General features: G+C 70.5%; 17 protein-coding genes. 11 read left to right on the top strand and 6 right to left on the bottom strand.

Annotation, left to right across the window (positions count from 1 at the left end; genetic code table 11):
* Window positions 1-43: 43 nt before the first annotated feature.
* Both GGR16_RS01090 and GGR16_RS01085 read right to left on the bottom strand, forming a co-directional pair.
* Entirely contained in the window at window positions 44-883 is an 840-nt protein-coding gene (locus GGR16_RS01090; protein ID WP_183315472.1) for a DMT family transporter, read from the bottom strand.
* Between the two features lie 31 nt (window positions 884-914).
* A complete protein-coding gene (locus tag GGR16_RS01085) occupies window positions 915-1,652 on the bottom strand; it encodes a hypothetical protein (RefSeq protein ID WP_019401316.1) in 738 nt (245 codons plus the stop codon).
* Window positions 1,653-1,899: 247 nt separating this feature from the next.
* Between GGR16_RS01085 and GGR16_RS01080 the strand changes: the two genes are divergently transcribed.
* Window positions 1,900-2,790, top strand: coding sequence for a L,D-transpeptidase (locus GGR16_RS01080; protein WP_019401317.1), 891 nt, complete (start codon window positions 1,900-1,902; stop codon window positions 2,788-2,790).
* Window positions 2,791-2,965: 175 nt separating this feature from the next.
* On the opposite strand, the gene GGR16_RS01075 is transcribed toward GGR16_RS01080, so the two are convergent.
* Together GGR16_RS01075 and aptA are read right to left on the bottom strand one after the other, a co-directional pair.
* A complete protein-coding gene (locus tag GGR16_RS01075) occupies window positions 2,966-3,811 on the bottom strand; it encodes a patatin-like phospholipase family protein (protein ID WP_183315471.1) in 846 nt (281 codons plus the stop codon).
* 37 nt (window positions 3,812-3,848) lie between these two features.
* Window positions 3,849-5,192 (bottom strand): omega-aminotransferase AptA, encoded by a 1,344-nt coding sequence (gene aptA, locus GGR16_RS01070; protein ID WP_183315470.1) that lies wholly within the window; start codon window positions 5,190-5,192, stop codon window positions 3,849-3,851.
* Between the two features lie 257 nt (window positions 5,193-5,449).
* Here aptA and GGR16_RS01065 point away from each other — a divergent pair, with 257 nt between their 5' ends.
* Window positions 5,450-6,331, top strand: a complete 882-nt coding sequence (locus tag GGR16_RS01065) for a TIGR01459 family HAD-type hydrolase (protein WP_183315469.1) — start codon at window positions 5,450-5,452, stop codon at window positions 6,329-6,331.
* 77 nt (window positions 6,332-6,408) lie between these two features.
* Here the strand turns inward: GGR16_RS01065 and GGR16_RS01060 are convergent, their stop codons facing one another.
* Window positions 6,409-6,792, bottom strand: a complete 384-nt coding sequence (locus GGR16_RS01060) for a response regulator (protein ID WP_019401321.1) — start codon at window positions 6,790-6,792, stop codon at window positions 6,409-6,411.
* 293 nt (window positions 6,793-7,085) lie between these two features.
* Between GGR16_RS01060 and GGR16_RS01055 the strand changes: the two genes are divergently transcribed.
* Window positions 7,086-7,523, top strand: coding sequence for a MaoC family dehydratase (locus GGR16_RS01055; RefSeq protein ID WP_055459304.1), 438 nt, complete (start codon window positions 7,086-7,088; stop codon window positions 7,521-7,523).
* 84 nt (window positions 7,524-7,607) lie between these two features.
* Window positions 7,608-8,624 carry a bifunctional riboflavin kinase/FAD synthetase gene (locus GGR16_RS01050; RefSeq protein WP_183315468.1) on the top strand — a complete coding sequence of 339 codons (1,017 nt, stop codon included), beginning with the start codon at window positions 7,608-7,610 and terminating at the stop codon, window positions 8,622-8,624.
* A gap of 48 nt (window positions 8,625-8,672) precedes the next feature.
* Here GGR16_RS01050 and GGR16_RS26135 read toward each other — a convergent pair whose 3' ends face one another.
* On the bottom strand, window positions 8,673-8,840 hold the full coding sequence (locus GGR16_RS26135; RefSeq protein WP_246372751.1) for a hypothetical protein: 168 nt from the start codon (window positions 8,838-8,840) through the stop codon (window positions 8,673-8,675).
* Here GGR16_RS26135 and GGR16_RS01045 point away from each other — a divergent pair.
* The 7 genes from GGR16_RS01045 (at window position 8,823) to GGR16_RS01015 (ending at window position 18,835) form a co-directional block, all read left to right on the top strand.
* Window positions 8,823-9,947 carry a methyl-accepting chemotaxis protein gene (locus tag GGR16_RS01045; RefSeq protein WP_246372749.1) on the top strand — a complete coding sequence of 375 codons (1,125 nt, stop codon included), beginning with the start codon at window positions 8,823-8,825 and terminating at the stop codon, window positions 9,945-9,947. The two genes, GGR16_RS26135 and GGR16_RS01045, sit on opposite strands and share 18 nt — an antisense overlap.
* A 275-nt stretch (window positions 9,948-10,222) precedes the next feature.
* Window positions 10,223-13,189, top strand: a complete 2,967-nt coding sequence (ileS, locus tag GGR16_RS01040) for an isoleucine--tRNA ligase (RefSeq protein ID WP_183315466.1) — start codon at window positions 10,223-10,225, stop codon at window positions 13,187-13,189.
* Window positions 13,190-13,192: 3 nt separating this feature from the next.
* Entirely contained in the window at window positions 13,193-13,687 is a 495-nt protein-coding gene (gene lspA / locus GGR16_RS01035; protein ID WP_183315465.1) for a signal peptidase II, read from the top strand.
* Between the two features lie 104 nt (window positions 13,688-13,791).
* Entirely contained in the window at window positions 13,792-14,511 is a 720-nt protein-coding gene (locus GGR16_RS01030; protein ID WP_019401327.1) for a hypothetical protein, read from the top strand.
* Between the two features lie 162 nt (window positions 14,512-14,673).
* Window positions 14,674-16,002: a M16 family metallopeptidase gene (locus tag GGR16_RS01025; RefSeq protein WP_019401328.1), complete on the top strand. Its 1,329-nt coding sequence runs from the start codon at window positions 14,674-14,676 to the stop codon at window positions 16,000-16,002.
* Window positions 16,003-16,042: 40 nt separating this feature from the next.
* Window positions 16,043-17,335, top strand: a complete 1,293-nt coding sequence (locus GGR16_RS01020) for a M16 family metallopeptidase (RefSeq protein WP_183315464.1) — start codon at window positions 16,043-16,045, stop codon at window positions 17,333-17,335.
* A gap of 174 nt (window positions 17,336-17,509) precedes the next feature.
* On the top strand, window positions 17,510-18,835 hold the full coding sequence (locus tag GGR16_RS01015; RefSeq protein WP_183315463.1) for a glucose-6-phosphate isomerase: 1,326 nt from the start codon (window positions 17,510-17,512) through the stop codon (window positions 18,833-18,835).
* The last annotated feature ends 123 nt before the right edge of the window (window positions 18,836-18,958 follow it).

The raw sequence follows: 18,958 nt of genomic DNA, 5'->3' as shown, positions 1-18,958 counted from the left end.
CCGACACCGGGAGATGCGGATCCTGACCAGTCCTCACCCGCCGTCAGCGGCGGGCGGTCGCCAGAGCGCCGAGGACGATCAGGGCGCCGCCGGCGAGCGTCTGCAGCGAGGGCACCTCGCCGAAGAAGAGATAGCCAAGCGCCACCGCCCAGATGAGAGCGGTGTATTCGAGCGGCGCGAGGCGCGCGGCCTCGACCCGGGCGAAGGCCGTGGCGAGGATGAGATGCCCGATGGTGCCGAGGCAGCCGATGGCGAGGAAAAGCCACAGGTCGGACACGAGGGGCGGCGTCCAGACGGCGGCGGCGGGCGCGGCGAGCACGAGCGCCGGCCCCACGTTCTGGAAGAAGACGATGGTCTCGACACGGTCGCGCGTCGCCCGCGCCCGCAGCATCACCATCGACAAGGCGTAGGTCACCGCGGCGGCAAGCGCCGCCGCGATGCCGTCCCACGACCGTTCGCCGCCCGAGGTGCCGGAGCCGTGGACGATGACCGCCATGCCGGCGAAGCCCACCAGCAGCGCGCCGACGATACGCCCGTCGACGCGCTCGCGCAGCAGCACGACGCCGAAGAAGGCGATGAAGACCGGAGCGAGGAAGGCGAGCGCCTGCGCCTCCGCCAGCGGCAGGCGGCCGAGCGCGTAGAAGAAGGAGGTCGCGGTGATGACGACGAGCAGGGCGCGCCAGCTGTTGGCGACGACGGTCTCGCGCGTCGGCCAGCCGGGCCTGCGCACGGCGAGCACCGCCCCGGCGACGAGCGTGCCGAAGGCGAAGCGCAGGAAGGTGATCTCGAACGTGGGATAGCGCGCGGCCATGGCCTTGATGAGCGCATCCATGGCCGACAGGAGCGCAATGCCCAGAACCGCGCGGCCGAAGGCGCCCGTCATGACCGTCTCCGTCCCTGCCCGTCCCGGGGGGCTATTTGAAATAGCCGTCGATCTCGTTCTGCTGCAGGTGCCCGGGTGTGCCGGCGACGGCTGGACCGTTGATCAGCTGCGCGTCGTTCGCCGCCCTGCGCGCGGTCATCTGGTGCGGCGCCACCTCCACGATCGCCGCCAGTTCGTCCACATGCGCCGCCAGCCCTTCCAGGTGGCGGCGGATCTTGGCGACGCGCTGCTGCGTCAGGTCCTGGTAGTTGCAGGCCTCGTACAGCTTGATGAGCTGACCCATGATGCTCTCGGCCGAACCGACGTTCTCCGGCTCGCCGCTCTGCTTCAGCCTGCGCGCCTCCGCGGCAATGACCTCGGCGGCACCGAGGATGTCACCGGCGGCGTGGGCGGTCTCGTCACCCATCGCGCTCAGCTCCTTGAGGGCCAAGCGGGCGACGCAACTATCGCCCTCTCCGTGACGGATGGCGGCGAGCTCCTGCCGCACCGCGGCGAGCGTCCCCTGCAGGCCGGCGACCTCCTGGCTGAGGCGCGCCACCTCCGCCGCCTCCCGCCGGTAGTCGTCCATGAGGCCCAGCGCCTGGCGCTGCATGGGGCGGAAGATCTCCAACATCTCCCGGATATCGTCGAGCGCGGCCATGATCTCGGCGCGGCTCGTGTCGACACGCGGCATGCGGCGGTCCGCCAGCATGCGCTCGCGTCGGTCGATGCGCATGACGTCGAGGGAGGTCACATTGCGATAGCGCGCACGCGCGGGAAGCGTCGACATGGCCTGCTCATCCGGGATGCGGCGAAAAGGCGCCGCCGCGATGGAAAGACACTGATTGGTAGCCGACCGAGTTAAATTCAACGTTAAGGACGCCTCGGCACCAGCCGCTAACCATCGCGACGGAAAACACCGCCTCCGGCCGGCTCATGGAGCGGAAAGCCCGCGGCGTTCACCATTTGGCGAGCCCGTTTCGCAAAGTCTTCGGCTGCATTGGCATCATATGCCGTCATCGATTGCAGGTCCCGCCATGTTGCCCATCCACCGCTTGTCTCTGGCCGCCGCGCTCGCCTGCGGCCTGGCCCTGCCCGCAGGCCCCGCGGGGGCGCAGACCGTCATCTACGGCACCGGCACGCGTGCGCCCCTGCCATCGGCCAGGGTCATCCAGGCGCCCGGGGCGCGCGAGATGGCAGCCGCGGCCGAGCGGCAGCCGGTGCGCCGCGCCGACCTCGGCGGCGGCTTCATCGAAATGCTGGTGACCGGCCGCACCCCCACGGCCGGCCCGCGAGCCGGGCAGCCGGTGCGCATCGTCACCCCCTCCTCCGGCGGCATCGCGCGGGTCCACAGGGTGCCCCCGATCGATCCGCTCGATGCGGCGCTCGGCAGTGAGCGGACATGGGAACGCCGCCCGTCGTCGGGGAACGTGCGACACGCCGCCCTGCCCGATGCGGCCGAGCTGCAGCCGATGCGCGCGCCCGAGCCGCGCTATGCGCGGCAGGTCGTGGATTACGCGGGCCCGCACAAGCCGGGCACCATCGTCATCGATACGGCAGGCCGCTTCCTCTACCTCGTCGAGCCGGGCGGGCGCGCCATCCGCTATGGCATCGGCGTCGGCCGCCAGGGCTTCTCCTGGCGCGGCAGCGAGAGCATCAGCATGAAGCGCGAGTGGCCCGACTGGCGCCCGCCGGCGCAGATGCTGAAGCGCCGGCCCGACCTGCCGCGCCACATGGCCGGCGGGCCCGACAATCCGCTCGGCGCGCGCGCCCTCTATCTCGGCAAGACGCTCTACCGCATCCACGGCACCAACGAGCCGCACACGATCGGGCGCGCCGTGTCCTCCGGGTGCATCCGCATGCTCAACAAGGACGTCATCGACCTCTACAACCGCGTGCGCATCGGCACCCGCGTCGTCGTCAGCTGAGCGGAGCCTTCGGCTGGCTTGATGAGCCGGACCCCGGATCGCATTCCGCTTCGCTGCATGCGTCCGGGGAACGAGGTTCCTCCTGGAACCCGCCCTCGTTTCCCGGCCCACATGCGTGAGGCGAGAGCCGGGAACCAGCGCACGATTGATGCCCGAAGGGCATCGCCTCAGCCTCTCAGCCGAGCGCTTCGAGCGCCGCTTCGATGTCGCGCTTGAGCCCGTCCTTGACGAGATCGGCCGCAGCGAAGATCGCCTTCGCCTTGAAGAAATCGAGCCCGCGGAAGGCGCCGACCGGGGGCCGCACCATGATGTGCGGCGGGCCGGCGGCGAGTTTGCCGGCGACGATGGCCGCCTGCATGATGTGCGAGGCGCCGAACATCGTCTCGACCGGATCGGGCACGCCGTCCGTCTCGCGCGCCGCGCCGCCGACGACATCGACGGCGATGACGACGTCGGCCCGCGGCAGGAGGTGGTCGAAGGGCAGCGGATTGGTGGCGCCGCCGTCGATGAGCACCCGCCCGCCGGCGACGACGGGCCGCACGAGGCCGGGAATGGCCATGGAGCCGGCAACGGCCGAGACGAGCGCGCCCGCGCCGATGACGACCTCCGAGCGCGCATAATAGTCCGTCGCCACGACGAGGAGCGGCACGGCGAGATCCTCGAAACGCTCCGGCACGCTCTGCGGCCAGAACAGGTCGAGGAACTTCTCGCCGTCGATCAGCACCGGGTTGGCGTGGCCGCGCGCGAAGATCTGCGACAGGCGGCCGACGCGGGCATGCAGCAGGCGGGTGAGCACCGCCGTGCGGTCGCGCAGCGTGTCCTGCACGTGCCGGCGCAGGTCGCGCCCGCCGATGCCGGCGGCATAGGCGGCGCCGACGATCGCCCCCATCGACGTGCCGGCGATGGCGGCCGGCCTGAGGCCGAGTTCGTCGAGCACCTCGATGACCGCGATGTGGGCGAGGCCGCGCGCCCCGCCCCCGCCGAGCGCAAGGCCGATCGAGGTGCCGGACGCCGCCGTCATCGCCGCTGCCCGGCTGGCCGACGGCGGCGCGCAGGCATCAGGCGACCGCCCGGATGACCTTGGCGAGCTTGTCGGCGATGTCGCCGATGTCGCTCTCGGTCAGGATGAGGGGCGGCGAAACCGCGATGGTGTCGCCGGTGATGCGCACCATGAGGTCGAACTCGTGGAAGGCGCGGTCCATGGCCTCGAAGGCGCGCCGGCCCGGCGCATCCTTGAGGGGCGCGAGGTCGACGGCCCCGACGATGCCGACCGAGCGGATGTCGAGCACGCCCGGCAGGCCCTTGAGCCCGTGCATCGCGTCCGCCCAGGTGCCCTCGAGCGCGCGGGCGCGCTCGAACAGCCCCTCGTCGCGATAGACGTCGAGCGCCGCAAGGCCGGCGGCGCAGGCGAGCGGATGGGCCGAATAGGTATAGCCGTGGAAGAGCTCGATGACGTGCTCCGGCCCCTGCATGAAGGCTTCGTAGATGCCCTTGCGCACGAGCACGCCGCCCATGGGCACGGTGCCGGAGGTGACGCCCTTGGCGAAGGTGATCATGTCCGGCACGACGCCGTAGCGTTCGGCGGCGAAGGCGAAGCCGAGACGACCGAAGCCGGTGATGACCTCGTCGAAGACGAGCAGGATGTTGTGCTTGTCGCAGATCTCGCGCAGGCGCTTCAGATAGCCCTTGGGCGGCGGCAGCACGCCGGTGGAGCCGGCCATGGGCTCGACGATGACGGCCGCGATGGTCGAGGCGTCGTGCAGGGCGACGATGCGCTCCAACTCGTCGGCGAGATGCGCGCCCCACTCCGGCTCGCCGCGCGAGAAGGCCTGCTTCTCGCGGTTGTAGGTGTGCGGCAGGTGGTCGACGCCCGTCAGCAGCGAGCCGAAGAACTTGCGGTTCGGCACGATGCCGCCGACCGAGATGCCGCCGAAGCCGACGCCGTGATAGCCGCGCTCGCGGCCGATGAGGCGCGTCTTGGAGCCCTTGCCGGTGATGTTCCAGTAGGCGAGCGCGATCTTGAGAGCGCTGTCCACCGCCTCCGAGCCGGAATTGGCGAAGAAGACGTGGTCGAGGTCACCCGGCGCCAACGCGGCGATGCGGGCTGCGAGCGCGAAGGCCTTGGGCTGGCCGAACTGGAAGGCCGGCGCATAGTCGAGCTCGCCGGCCTGGGCCTGGATGGCCGAGACGATCGGGTCGCGGTTGTGGCCGGCGTTGCAGCACCACAGCCCCGCCGCGCCGTCGACCACCTTGCGGCCCTCGGCCGTCAGGTAGTGCATGTCCTTGGCGCCGGTCACCATGCGCGGCTTCTTCTTGAAGGCGCGGTTGGCCGTGAAGGGCATCCAGAACGCTTCGAGGTCGTTCGGCGCGAGCGCGTGGTCGTGGGCGGCAGAGGCGGACATCGTGGCTCCCGTTCGGTTTGGGCCGCGGGAGACAGGGATCCCGGGCCAGTATCGCGCCAAGCTATCAAGAGCCGCGCCGAAGAGGAACAATCGAACCGATTGCCCGCCATGCGACATATGCTGCGCCGGACGCCCCGGCCGCGCTTGACACGGCCGCCTCACGGCATTAGCGCCGGAGCCTCCGCCTCGCTCCCCACGGATGGCCCCCTCGACGGAACCGCCCCGGGAGCCCTCTCGAACATGAAGCTCTCTCGAACATGACCGACCGGCCCGCCTCCCCGCCTCCGATCATCCAGGGACTTCGGACGATCGCCGATCGCTACGACGTCATCCTGTGCGACATCTGGGGCGTGCTGCACAACGGGCTCGAGGCCTTCGCCCCGGCGGGCGAAGCCCTTCAGCAGTTCCGCCAGCGCGGCGGCCAGGTCGTGCTCGTCTCCAACGCCCCCCGCCCGAACGGGGACGTCCTGACGCTGCTCGACGGTTTCGGCGTGAAGCGCGCGGCCTATGACGCGGCCGTCACCTCCGGCGACGTCACGCGCAGCCAGATTGCGGCCCGGCCGGGCGAGCCCCTCCTCCACATCGGGCCGGACCGCGACCTGCCGCTGTTCGACGGCCTCGACGCGCCCCTGACGGCGGCGGCCGAGGCCCGTTATGCGGTCTGCACCGGCCTCGTCGACGACGAGCGCGAGACGCCGGACGACTACGCCGGCCTCCTCGCCGAGATGCATGCCGGCGGCGTGCCGATGATCTGCGCCAATCCCGATCTCGTCGTGGAGCGCGGCACGGCGCTGATCTATTGCGCCGGCGCCCTCGCCGCGGCCTATGAGGAGATCGGCGGGACGGTGACCTACGCGGGCAAGCCGCACAAGCCGATCTACGAGCGCGCCCTCGGCGAGGCGGAGCGCATCCGCGGCGCGCACGTACCGGTGTCGCGCGTGCTCGCCATCGGCGACGCGATCCGCACCGATGTCGCCGGCGCCCACAGCATCGGGGCCGACGCGCTGCTCGTGACGCGCGGCATCCATGCGGCCGAGATCAGCCCGCTCGGCGGCAGCCTCGACGAGATCGCCCTTGCGGCGTGGCTCGAAGACGCGACGCATCGCCCGCAGGCGATCATCGAGAGCCTCGTCTGGTAACGGTGTCGCTATCGCTCGAGAACGCGTCGCACCGCCTTCAGGCGATCGCCGACACGCTGGTCCGGTAGCGGCGTCCGTCAGACGCCGCAGACCGATTCGATCTTGGCTTTCAGCGTCTGGGCGTTGAACGGCTTGACGATGTAGTTGTTCACGCCGGCCTTCTTCGCCGCGATGACGTTCTCCGTCTTCGATTCGGCCGTCACCATGATGAAGGGGATGGAGCGCCAGGCCTCCTCGGCGCGCACCTCGCGCAGGAGGTCGTAGCCCGACATGGGCTCCATGTTCCAGTCGGAGATGACGAGCGCATAGGTCTTCTCGCGCATCTTGGCGAGCGCGCTCGGACCGTCCGGCGCCTCGTCGACATCCTCGAAGCCGAGTTGGTGCAGCAGATTGCGGATGATGCGGACCATCGCCTGATAGTCATCGACGATCAGGATCGGCATCGAGAGATCAAGGGCCATGGTCTGCTCCGGTCAACGGCAACGGCACGTATGCCCGCCACGGCGTCCCGACCCGGCTGGCTGAGAAGAAACGGTTGTCGTCATGCCCCTACCTTAGAATGCCCCTGTTGCGATCAGGTTAATTACATCAGATCCGGTGAAATTTGGCATCAACCTTTGCGCATGCAGGTGGCCGAAAGTCGCATGGCATGGTGCGGCGCAATAAGTAGTATGATGCAGTGCCGCATGGAGAGGCGACCACCCTGCACCGCCGCACGGATTTGCCGCATCGGCCGCAACAGCGGGAAGGCATCATGTTGGAGGTCATGCGCAGCTTCTATTTCGAGGACCTCAGCATCGGCATGCGCGAGCGGCTGATGCGCACGGTCATGGAAGACGACGTCACGGGCTTCGCCAGCGTGACGGGGGACCGCAACCCCATCCACATCGACGAGGCCTATGCGGCGCAGACCCGCTTCGGCCAGCGCATCGCCCACGGCATGTTCACGGCGAGCCTCATCTCGGCCGTTCTCGGCACGCGCCTTCCCGGCCCGGGCGCCGTCTATCTCTCGCAGACGCTGCAGTTCCTGGCGCCCGTGCGCATCGGCGACGTCGTCACCGCGACGGTCGAGGTGGCCGAGCTCGTGCCGGAGCGGCGGCGCGTGCGCCTGTTCTGCGACTGCGTCTGCGACGGCAAGGCCGTGCTCGAGGGCGAAGCCTGGGTCGCCGTGCCCTCGCGCGCCGGCCTCTGATCGGCGCTTGACCAGCCGCCCGTGTTCTTGGCAGGGTCCGCCGCGCCCGCAACCGGGCGCATGTGCCCCGACCCGCGAGAGCCGATGCCCTCGACCATCCCGCCCGATTCGCCGTTTTCCGCCCGCAACGAGACCTTCGTGCACTGGCGCGGCGAGGGTGACGTGCCCGCGGCGCTGCGGGGCGCGGTGGTCGCCATCGGCAATTTCGACGGGCTGCACCGCGGGCACCGCTCCATCGTCGCGGCGACCGTGGCCCTGGCGGGCGAGCGCGCCGCGCCGGCGGCGCTCCTGACCTTCGAGCCCCATCCGAAACGCTTCTTCGCGCCCGACAAGCCGCTCTTCCGCATCACGCCGCCGGACGTGAAGGCGATGGTGGCGGCCCGGCTCGGCCTTGCGGGCATGATCGAGCTTCACTTCGATGCCGCGCTCGCGGCGACGAGCGCGCACGACTTCATCGAGAAGCTGCTCGTCGAGCGGCTCGGCGCCCGGGGCGTGGTCGTCGGGCACGACTTCCACTTCGGCAAGGGCCGGCAGGGCACGCCCGCCTTCCTCAGCGAGCACGGCGCCGCGCTCGGCCTTGCCGTGCGCATCCTGCCCCCGGTCACGGAGGCCGGCGAGGCCGTGTCGTCGAGCGCCATCCGGACGAGCCTCGCGGCGGGTGACATCGCCCGGGCAAACCATCTCCTCGGCTATCGCTGGCTGGTGCGGGCCACCGTGCGCCACGGCGACAAGCGCGGCCGCGATCTCGGCTACCCGACCGCCAATCTGGCGCTCGCCCCCGATTGCGGGCTGCGCCACGGCATCTATGCGGTGCGGGCCGCCGTGGACGGCACCATCCACGCGGGGGTCGCGAGCTTCGGCCGGCGGCCGACCTTCGACAACGGCGCGCCGCTGCTCGAGGTGCACCTGTTCGATTTCCGCGGCGATCTCTACGGGCGCACGATGGATGTGGAATTCGTGGCGTTCCTGCGCCCGGAGGAGCGTTTCGCCACGGTCGAGGCTCTCATCGCGCAGATGGACAGCGACAGCGCCGAGGCCCGCCGCCTGCTGAACGATCCCGCCGCCGGCGTGCCGTCGCTGCTTTCTCCCCAGCAATCCTGATCCGAAAAGGACTTTGTTCCACCAATCCTTAACCCGTCTCGGCAAGGATCACCGCATTCCGATCCGCTCATTGCCAAGACGATGCCCAAAATGCCGTTTTCTCACATTGCCGTAGAAAAACATTCCTCCCTGTTCTTGCGCGCCGGGGGCTTTTTCCTCGGCACCGTCGCCATTCTCGCGGTCCAGCAGGCCGTGGCCATGGAAAGCGACGAGCATTTCCTGCTTTTTCTTCTCGCAGCTGCCGTTCTCATCACGCTCGTCGCGATCGGTTTCGCGCCGCGCCCGCCGCGTTCCCGCACGGCCCTCGACGACAGCCTCGCCCGGCTTGCCGAGGGACGGCTCGACATCCTCGTGCCCCACACCGGCGACGACGGCCCCACGGGCCGGCTCGCGCGCGCGGTCGAGGAGCTGCGCCGGCGGCTCATCATCGCCCGCGAACAGGAGGGCGAGCTCGCGGCCCTGCGGCGCGAGCTCCTCACGCTGCGCGACGCCCGGGACCGGGCCCGCGACATGGACCGCGCGCATCTGGCCGAGGCGCTCGGCCTCATCAACGGCCGGGCGGGCCAGCTCGCCACCGAGCTCGAGACGCTGCGGCACCAGTTCACGATCTCGTTCGAAGAGACGCGCCGCCCGCCGCGCCGGCCGCTGAACGGCGGCGTCCAGACGGCCGCGGCCGCCGCCGTCGAGCTGACGAGCTCGATCTCGGAGATCGGCCGCCAGCTGCAGCAGGGCTCCGGCATCGCGGCGCGGGCCGTGCGCGAGGTGCGCGCGACGAGCGATCTCGTCAAGGCGCTCGACAAGTCGAGCGCCAAGATCGGCGAGGTCATCACCCTCATCACCGCGATCGCCGAGCAGACGAACCTCCTCGCGCTCAACGCCACCATCGAGGCGGCCCGTGCGGGCGAGGCCGGCCGGGGCTTCGCCGTCGTCGCCCAGGAGGTCAAGGCGCTCGCCAACCAGACCGCCCGTGCCACCGACGAGATCCGCGGCCAGATCGCCGCCATGCAGACGGCGACGGCCCAGGCGGTCGAGGCCATCGACACGATCTCGGGCACCATCACCTCGATCGATTCCATGACGATGACCATCGCCGAGGCGGTCAACCAGCAGAGCAGCGCCACCCAGGAGATCGCCCGCTCGATCGAGGCGGTGGCCGCGGCCGGCCGGCGGGGAGAGCCTCAGGATGCGCCGGCGGGCGCGGCCGAACGCGACCTTCTCGGCTGCATCGAGCGGCTCGACGACCTCATCCGCGACCTGGGCGCCCAGGCGCAGGCGCTCGCGGGCGAGCCCGAGGCCGGCGAAAGGCCCCTGCGCGTCGCCTGACGCCGGCCCCGGGGGCGGCGGGCGACGGGCCGGCTTGTGCCGGCGGCGGTTTTGTTCGAAAACCGGTGGCCTCTTTGTGGAAAGATGCGTAGAAGACGGCCATGACCGAGCCTCGATTCAAGCTGCGAATTAACGGCCCGGCCTTCGCCTGAGGCACCCGAGAGCGGGTACCCGCGGAGGTCCGGGGTCACGCGGGCCCATGCGGGCCCCTCAAACGCTTGCTGCAACATCCCGGGCGCCGCACGGGCGCTGCGCCTACCCGAATCGGCCGATCCATGAACGCTCCCTCCCCCACCGCTCGCGACTATTCCGAAACGCTGTTCCTGCCGCAGACATCGTTCCCGATGCGCGCCGGCCTGCCCGAGCGCGAGCCCGACATCCTCGCCCACTGGCAGCGCGTCGGCCTCTACGAGGGCCTGCGCGAGGCCGGCAAGGGCCGCCCGCGCTTCGTGCTGCACGACGGCCCGCCCTACGCCAACGGCCACATCCACATCGGCCATGCGCTCAACAAGGTGCTGAAGGACCTCGTCGTGCGCTCGCAGACCATGCTCGGCCACGACGCCAACTACGTCCCCGGCTGGGACTGCCACGGCCTGCCGATCGAGTGGAAGATCGAGGAGGAATACCGCGCCAAGGGCCGCAACAAGGACGAGGTGCCGGTCGTCGAGTTCCGCCGCGAGTGCCGCGCCTTCGCGCAGAAGTGGATCGACGTGCAGCGAGAGGAGTTCAAGCGCCTCGGCATCGAGGGCGACTGGGCCCATCCCTATCTCACCATGGCCTATCCGGCCGAGGCGCAGATCGCCCGCGAGCTGATGAAGTTCGCGGCGAGCGGCCAGCTCTATCGCGGCTCCAAGCCCGTCATGTGGTCGATCGTCGAGCGTACGGCGCTCGCCGAGGCGGAGGTGGAGTACCAGGAGCACACCTCGCCGACGATCTACGTGAAGTTCCCGGTCAGGGCCCGCTCGGGCACGCCGCTCGACGGGGCCGCCGTCATCATCTGGACGACGACGCCCTGGACCATCCCGGGCAACCGCGCCATCGCCTATGCCGACGACATCGCCTACGGCCTCTACGAGGTCAGCGACGCGCCGGCCGGCAACTGGGCGGTGAAGGGCGAGCGCTACGTGCTCGCCGACAAGCTCGCCGACGAGGTGATGAAGGCCGCCCGCGTGGAGCGCTGGCATCGCATCGCCGCCGTCGCGCCGAAGGACCTTGCCGGCCTCCTGTGCGCCCATCCGCTCGCGGGCCAGGGCTACGACTTCGGCGTGCCGCTCCTTGCCGGCGACTTCGTCACCGACGACGCGGGCACGGGCTTCGTCCACACTGCCCCCGGGCACGGCGCCGACGACTACAACCTCTGGGCGACGCACAAGGCCGCCTTCGCCGCCGCCGGCACGCCGGACGTGCCGCATACGGTCGGGCCCGACGGCGCCTATTATCCGCACGTGCCGCTCTTCGCCGGCGCGCGCGTGCTCGACGACAAGGGTCGCGAGGGCGACGCCAACGAGCGCGTCATCAAGGCCCTGATCGAGGCCGGCAGGCTCGCCGCGCGCGGCCGGATGAAGCACCAGTATCCGCATTCCTGGCGCTCCAAGGCCCCGCTCATCTTCCGCAACACGCCGCAGTGGTTTATCGCCATGGACAAGCCGCTCGGCGGGGCGGGCGACACGCTGCGCGCGCGGGCGCTGAAGGCCATCGCCGCGACGCAGTGGGTGCCGCAGGCGGGCGAGAACCGCATCAACGGCATGATCGAGAACCGGCCCGACTGGGTTATCTCGCGCCAGCGCGCCTGGGGCGTGCCGATCACCGTCTTCGTGCGCGAGGACGAGAGTGGCAGCGTCGTCGAGCTCGCCCCCGGTCCCGATTTCGCCGCGAGCGAGGAACTGTCTTCCCGCATCGCCGCCGCCTTCGAGGCGGAGGGGGCGGACGCCTGGTTCAGCGCCGACCCGCGCCGCTTCCTCGACGGCCTCGTCGACGATCCGTCCGCCTGGACGCCGGTGATGGACATCCTCGACGTGTGGTTCGATTCCGGCTCCACCCACGCCTTCACGCTCGAGGTGCGGCCGGACCTCAAGACCAGGCGCCGCGTCGACGGCGGGCACGACCGGGTGATGTATCTCGAAGGCTCGGACCAGCATCGCGGCTGGTTCCACTCCTCGCTGCTCGAGAGCTGCGGCACGCGCGGGCGTGCGCCCTACGACGTCGTCGTCACGCACGGCTTCACGCTCGACGAGCAGGGCCGCAAGATGTCGAAGTCGCTCGGCAACACGGTCGCCCCGCAGGACGTCATCAAGCAGTTCGGCGCCGACATCCTGCGCTTGTGGACCGCTTCGGTCGATTATTGGGACGACCAGCGCATCGGGCCGGAGATCCTGAAGAGCGTCGTCGACCAGTACCGCAAGCTGCGCAACACCATCCGCTGGATGCTCGGCACGCTGCACCATTTCGACGCGCGCGAGCTCGTGACGACGAACCGCATGCCGGAGCTGGAGCGGCTGATGCTGCACCGGCTCTGCGAGCTCGACGGCGAGGTGCGCAAGGCCTATGCCGCCTACGACTACAAGCGCGTCGTCGCCCTGCTCGCGGCCTTCATGACGTCGGACCTCTCGGCCTTCTACTTCGACGTGCGCAAGGACGCGCTCTATTGCGACCCGGCGTCGAGCCTGACGCGCCGCAGCGCGCTGACGGTCATCGACCAGCTCTTCCGCTGCGTCGTGACCTGGCTCGCGCCGGTCCTCGTCTTCACCGCCGAGGAGGCCTGGCTCGCCCGTTTCGGCAGCGACGCGGGCTCGGTGCACCTGGAGCAGTTCCCGATCATCCCGCCCGAGTGGCGCAACGACGAGCTCGCCGCCCGCTGGGCGAGGATCCGGCGCGTGCGCCGCGTCGTCACCGGCGCGCTCGAGATCGAGCGGGCGCAGAAGCGCATCGGCTCGAGCCTCGAGGCGGCGCCCGTCGTGCACGTGGCGGATCCCGAGCTGCGCCGGCTGCTGGCTGATGTCGACTTCGCCGAGATCTGCATCACCTCCGCCATCACCGTCACCGACGGCGAGGGCCCGGCGGAGGCCTTCCGGCTCGACGACGTGCCCGGCGTCGCCGTGGTGCCGGCGAAGGCCGAAGGGCGCAAGTGCGCCCGCTCGTGGAAGATCTCGCCCGACATCGGCAAGGATGCCGACTATCCGGACGTGACGCCGCGCGATGCCGCGGCCCTGCGCGAGTGGGACGCCCGCCACAAGGCCGCCTGACGCATGACGCCCGCCCGGCTCGGCTTCCTCATCGCGCTCATCACGCTCGCGCTCGATCAGGCGACGAAGCTCTGGCTCTATTTCGTCGCCGAGATCACGACGTGGACCGAGCCGGTCGTGCTCGCCCCCTTCGTGTCGCTGACGCTCGTCTGGAACCGAGGCATCTCCTACGGCCTCTTGCAGCAGTCGAGCGAGGCCGGCCGCTGGGCGCTGATCGTCGTGTCCTTCGTGGCGGCGATCGGCCTGTCGGTCTGGCTCACGCGCGGCGTGCACCGGGCGGTGGCCATCGGGCTCGGCCTCCTCATCGGCGGGGCGGTCGGCAATGCCATCGACCGGCTGATCTACGGCGCGGTGCTCGATTTCGTGCATCTGCACGCCGGCTCCTTCAGCTGGTACGTGTTCAATGTCGCCGACGCGGCCATCGTTGCGGGCGTGATCCTCCTTCTGTATGACTCCTTCTTCCTCGAGCGCAGGCGCTCGGCCGCGCCGCGCGGCTGAGGGCCTGCCTCGCGTCGGCCGCGGCGCCTCACTCTCGCCGCACCGATCGTCGAAACGTGGCGTGCCGGCATGAGGAAGCCGGTTGTAGTTGATGGGATAGGATCATGACGCGAAACGACGTGACGTCCGGCCTCGTAAAGCCCGGCCTCATGAAGGCGGGGCTTCTGGCCGCCATCGCCGCATTCGCGTTTGCCCTTGCCCACCCCGGGCCGGCGCAGGCGCAGGATGAAAGCGGCGTGTTCATGAAGAACCTGCTCGGCTCGCTCGGCATCATCGAAGGCGAAAAAGACGCCATCATCTATCGCGAGCGCGCGCCCCTCGTCGTGCCCCCGTCGACGAACGCCCTGCCCCCGCCGCGCGATGGCGAGCGGCTGACCGCCAATCCCGCCTGGCCGAAGGATCCCGACGTCTCGAAGGCGCGCGAGGCGGCCGCCGCCGCGCGCCGGCCGGTGCCCGTGCGCAACGAGCAGATGGTGTCGCAGGGCGCACGCCTTTCGGGGCAGGAGCTGCTCTCCGTGCGCGGCACGGGACCGAACAGCGCACCCCAGCCGATCGCCAACCCCTGCTACGGCGACAACTGCCGCGAGACCCACTGGGTCAATCCGAACCAGCTGCGCCACTCCAACGGCAGCAACCCCGACGCGCCGCCGATCGCCTACGGCCAGGAGCCGCAGCGCCAGGCGCTGACGGAGCCGCCGGCCGGCTACCGCCTGCCCTCGGCCGACGCCCCCATCGGCAAGGGCCAGCGCGCTCCCGCGACCTCCGCGCCCGAGGACGGGGACCCGCGCGGCTTCATCAATCAGGAAGCGCGCCGCAACCGGTGACAAGCGCGACCCTGCAACCTATCTCCTAGGGCGAAGGCCGCGCGCGGCCGGCGCCCGGATCGTCCGGATACCCGGTCTTGCCGCGCCGGCTGTCGCATGCAGCCGGCGCGTTTCGTTTCCCGCGTCCCGTCCGTTCCAGCCGTTTTTCGACCGGAAAGCACCATGACAGACACCGCTCCCGCCGATCTCACGCCCACCGCAACCCGGCACCAGGCGCCGGAGGGCGCGGCGGCTCAGACCCACACGTTCCGGCTCGACAACGGCCTCGACGTCGTCGTCATCCCCGACCGGCGGGTGCCCGTCGTCACCCACATGGTCTGGTATCGCAACGGCTCGGCGGACGACCCGGCCGGCAAGTCCGGCATCGCCCATTTCCTCGAGCACCTGATGTTCAAGGGCACGGCGAAACATCCGGCCGGGGAATTCTCCAAGGTCGTCTCCGCCCTCGGCGGCCAGGAGAACGCCTTCACCTCCTACGACTACACGGCTTATTTCCAGCGCGTCGCCAAGGAGCACCTCGGCACGATGATGGAATTCGAGGCCGATCGCATGACCGGGCTCGTGCTCAGCGACGACGTCGTCAACCCCGAGCGCGACGTGGTGCTGGAGGAGCGGCGGATGCGCGTCGAGACCGACCCTTCCGCCCAGCTCGGCGAGGCGATGGAGGCGGCGCTCTACGTGCACCACCCCTACGGCACGCCCATCATCGGCTGGATGCACGAGATCGAGGGCCTGAACCGCGCCGATGCGCTCGCCTATTACGAGCGCTTCTACACGCCCGAGAACGCCATCCTCGTCGTCGCCGGCGATGTCGAGGCGGAGGAGGTGCGCGCGCTCGCCGACAAGACCTACGGCAAGGTCAAGCCGCGCGGCGCCCGGCCCGAGCGGCAGCGCACGCGCGAGCCGGAGCCGCGCGCCCTGCGCAAGGTGACGGTGGCCGATCCCAAGGTCGAGCAGCCCTACGTGCAGCGCGCCTATCTCGTGCCCTCAGCCCGCACGCAGACGGGCAGCGAGGCCTATGCGCTCGACGTACTCGCCGAGATCCTCGGCGGCGGTGCGACCTCGGTGCTCTACCGCGAGCTCGTGATGAAGCGGGACATCGCAGTGTCGGCCGGGGCCTACTACCTGTCCGGAATGCTGGATGACAGCCGCTTTCTCGTCTATGCGGTGCCCAAGCCCGATATCTCCCTCGATGCCCTCGACGAGGCGCTCGACGGCGTCATCGCCGATTTCGTCGCCCGCGGCGTCGAGCCGGCGGAGCTCGCGAGCGCCAAGACGCGTCTCATCGCCGAGATGGTCTATGCGGCCGACAACCAGGCCCATCTCGCCCGCATCTACGGAGCGGCCCTCGCCGTCGGCGAGACGGTGGAGGAGGTCGACGCCTGGCCGGCCCGCATCGAGGCGGTGACGGCCGAGGAGGTGGTGGAAGCGGCCCGCCGCTTCCTCGTCGCGCGCCGCGCCGTCATCGGCCACCTCGCCCACGCCGATTGATTCATCGTATCCCGCTCCCTGTTTTTCGACTGGATCCGCCATGACAACGAGTGCCGTCACAAAGACCGCCGAACAGCCCTCCCGGGCGACGCATCGCGTGCAGCGCGTGGTATCGCCGGGCGGGATCGAGGCCTGGCTGGTCGAGGAGCATGCCGTGCCGCTGGTGGCGCTGGAATTCGCCTTCCTCGGCGGCACGGCGCAGGACGGCGCCGGCAAGGGCGGCACGGCGACGATGCTCGCCGGCCTGCTCGACGAGGGCGCCGGCCCGTACGATTCCGCCGCCTTCCAGCAGATGCTCGCGGACCGGGCCATCGAGCTGCGCTTCTATGCCGACCGCGACACCCTGCGCGGCTCGCTCAAGTCCCTGCGCCGCAATGCGGACGAGGCCTTCGACCTGCTCAGGCTCGCCGTCTGCGAGCCGCGCTTCGACGCCGACGCCATCGCCCGCGTCAGGGCCCAGGTCGAGGCCGGCCTGCGCCACGTCCTGAAGGATCCGGACGCCGTCTCGCAGGAGCAGTTCTTCCGCCATGCCTTCCCGGGCCATCCCTACGGGCGCCCGCCGCAGGGCACGCTCGCCGAGGTGCCGGCGATCACGCGCGAGGATATTGCCGGCATGCGCAGCGCGACCGTGGCGCGGTCCAACCTCTTCGTCACGGCCGTCGGCGCCATCGACGCGGAGACGCTCGCTGCGCGGCTCGACGAGATTTTCGGCGCATTGCCCGCGACCGCCGAGGTCGCGCCGCCGGCCGACATCGTGCCTGCGACCGCGACGGCGCCCGTGGTCGTCGACATCGACGTGCCCCAGTCGGTGATCCGCTTCGGCGGCCCGGGCGTCGCCCGCCGCGATGCGGATTATCTGCCCGCCTATGTCCTCAACCACATCCTCGGCGGCGGCGCCTTCACCTCGCGTCTCTTTCAGGAGGTGCGCGAGAAGCGCGGCCTCGCCTATGGCGTCCACACGGCCTTGCTGCCGCTGCGCAACAGCACCCTCTTCACCGGCTCGACGGCGACCAAGAACGAGCGCGCCGCCGAATCGCTCTCGGTGATCCGCGCCGAGATCGCGGATCTGCTCGCCAAGGGGCCGGGCGAAGACGAACTGGAGAAGGCCAGGCAGTTCCTCATCGGCTCCTATGCGCTGCATTTCGACACCTCGACGAAGATCGCGCGGCAGTTGCTGCAGATCGCCATCGACGGGCTCGGCATCGACTATATCGACCGGCGCAACGACCTCGTCGCCGCCGTCACGATGGCCGACGTGCGCCGGGCGGCGGAGCGGTTGTTCGCGGGCGGCGAGATGCTGGTCGTCGCGGTGGGCCGGCCCGAGGGGCTGTGAGCGGTCGCGCGCCTTGCGCGGGACGGCCCTGCGCGGTTCTGCCGCCGAAGGTGCCATGCACCGGTAGCCCCGCGCCGCCTGGCACATTATCGTCGCCTTCATGCTTGATGAGTCTCGCCGGGCGCCGAGCGTCCGGACGACCCGTCCCGAGAGCCGTGTCATGAGAGGCCTCCGATGACCTTCACGCAGTCGATCGATCTTGCCCGCGCCGCCACCGTCGGCGGCAACGGCCTGCCGGATACCGCCATCGATGCGGCGCTCGCCGCTGTCGAGACCGCCGCCGGCCGGCTCGCCAGCGAGCACCGGGCGGGCACGCTGCCGCTCCTTTCCGTGCCGGGCGAGACCGGCGACATCGCGGCCATCCGCGCGGCCGGCGCCCGGCTTGCGGACGGGGCGAGCGACGTCGTCATCCTGGGCACCGGCGGCTCGAGCCTCGGCGGGCAGACGCTCGCCCAGCTCGCCGACTATGCCGTGCCGGGCCTCGGCCGCTTCGCCGACAAGCCGCGCATCCACTTCCTCGACAATCTCGATCCGCTCACCTTCGGCAGCCTTGTCGAGCGCCTGCCGCTCGCGACGACGCGCTTTGCCGCCGTCTCCAAGTCCGGCGGCACGGGCGAGACGCTGCTGCAGACCATGGCCGTGCTCTCGGCGCTCGACCGCGCGGGGCTGCGCTCGCGGGCCGGATCGCTCTTCGTCGGCCTGTCGGAGCCGCAGGTGGACGGCGGCAAGCGCAATGCCCTGCGCGCCCTGCTGGAGCCGGAGGGCGCGCCCTTCCTCGACCATCACACCGGCGTCGGCGGGCGCTATTCGGTGCTGACCAATGTCGGCCTCCTGCCGGCGGCCGCCCTCGGCCTCGACATCGCCGCGATCCGCGCGGGCGCGGCCGAGGTGGTGGCGCCCTTCATCTCGGGCGGGGACGTGCGCGAGGCGCCGAGCGCCATCGGCGCGGCGCTCAACGTGGCCGCGACGCTCGAGGGCAAGGCCATCTCTGTCTTCATGGGCTATGCGGACCGGCTCGAGCGCTTCGCCCGCTGGTGGGTGCAGCTGTGGGCCGAGAGCCTCGGCAAGGACGGCAAGGGCACGCAGCCCGTCGCCGCGCTCGGGCCCGTCGACCAGCACAGCCAGCAGCAGCTCTATCTCGCCGGCCCCAAGGACAAGCTCTTCACCGTCGTCACCACGGCCGCGCGCGGCCGGGGACCGGCCATCGACGCCGGGCTCGCCGAACGCGCCGGCCAGGCGGATTTCGCCGGCAAAACCATCGGCGACCTCGTGGCGGCGCAGGGCATCGCCATGATCGACACCTTCGTGCGCAACGGCTGCCCCGTCCGCCACATCCATGTCGACCGCATCGACGAGCGCACCATGGGCGCGCTGCTCATGCACTTCATGCTGGAGACGATCCTGACCGGCTTCGCGCTCGGCATCGACCCCTTCGACCAGCCGGCGGTGGAGGAGGCGAAGCTCCTCGCCAAGCGCTATCTCGCCGAAGGGCGCGGCTGAGCACCGGAACCCCCTCCCCCTTGCGGGGAGGGACAGGGGTGGGGGTGGCGCCGCCCGGACCTGCCACCGCCCTCCTTCGTCACGGCCCCCACCCCCAACCCCTCCCCGCAAGGGGGAGGGGAG

This window comes from Chelatococcus caeni (assembly GCF_014196925.1).
Classification (GTDB): domain Bacteria; phylum Pseudomonadota; class Alphaproteobacteria; order Rhizobiales; family Beijerinckiaceae; genus Chelatococcus_A; species Chelatococcus_A caeni.
This window is presented reverse-complemented; position numbering and strand designations above follow the sequence as displayed.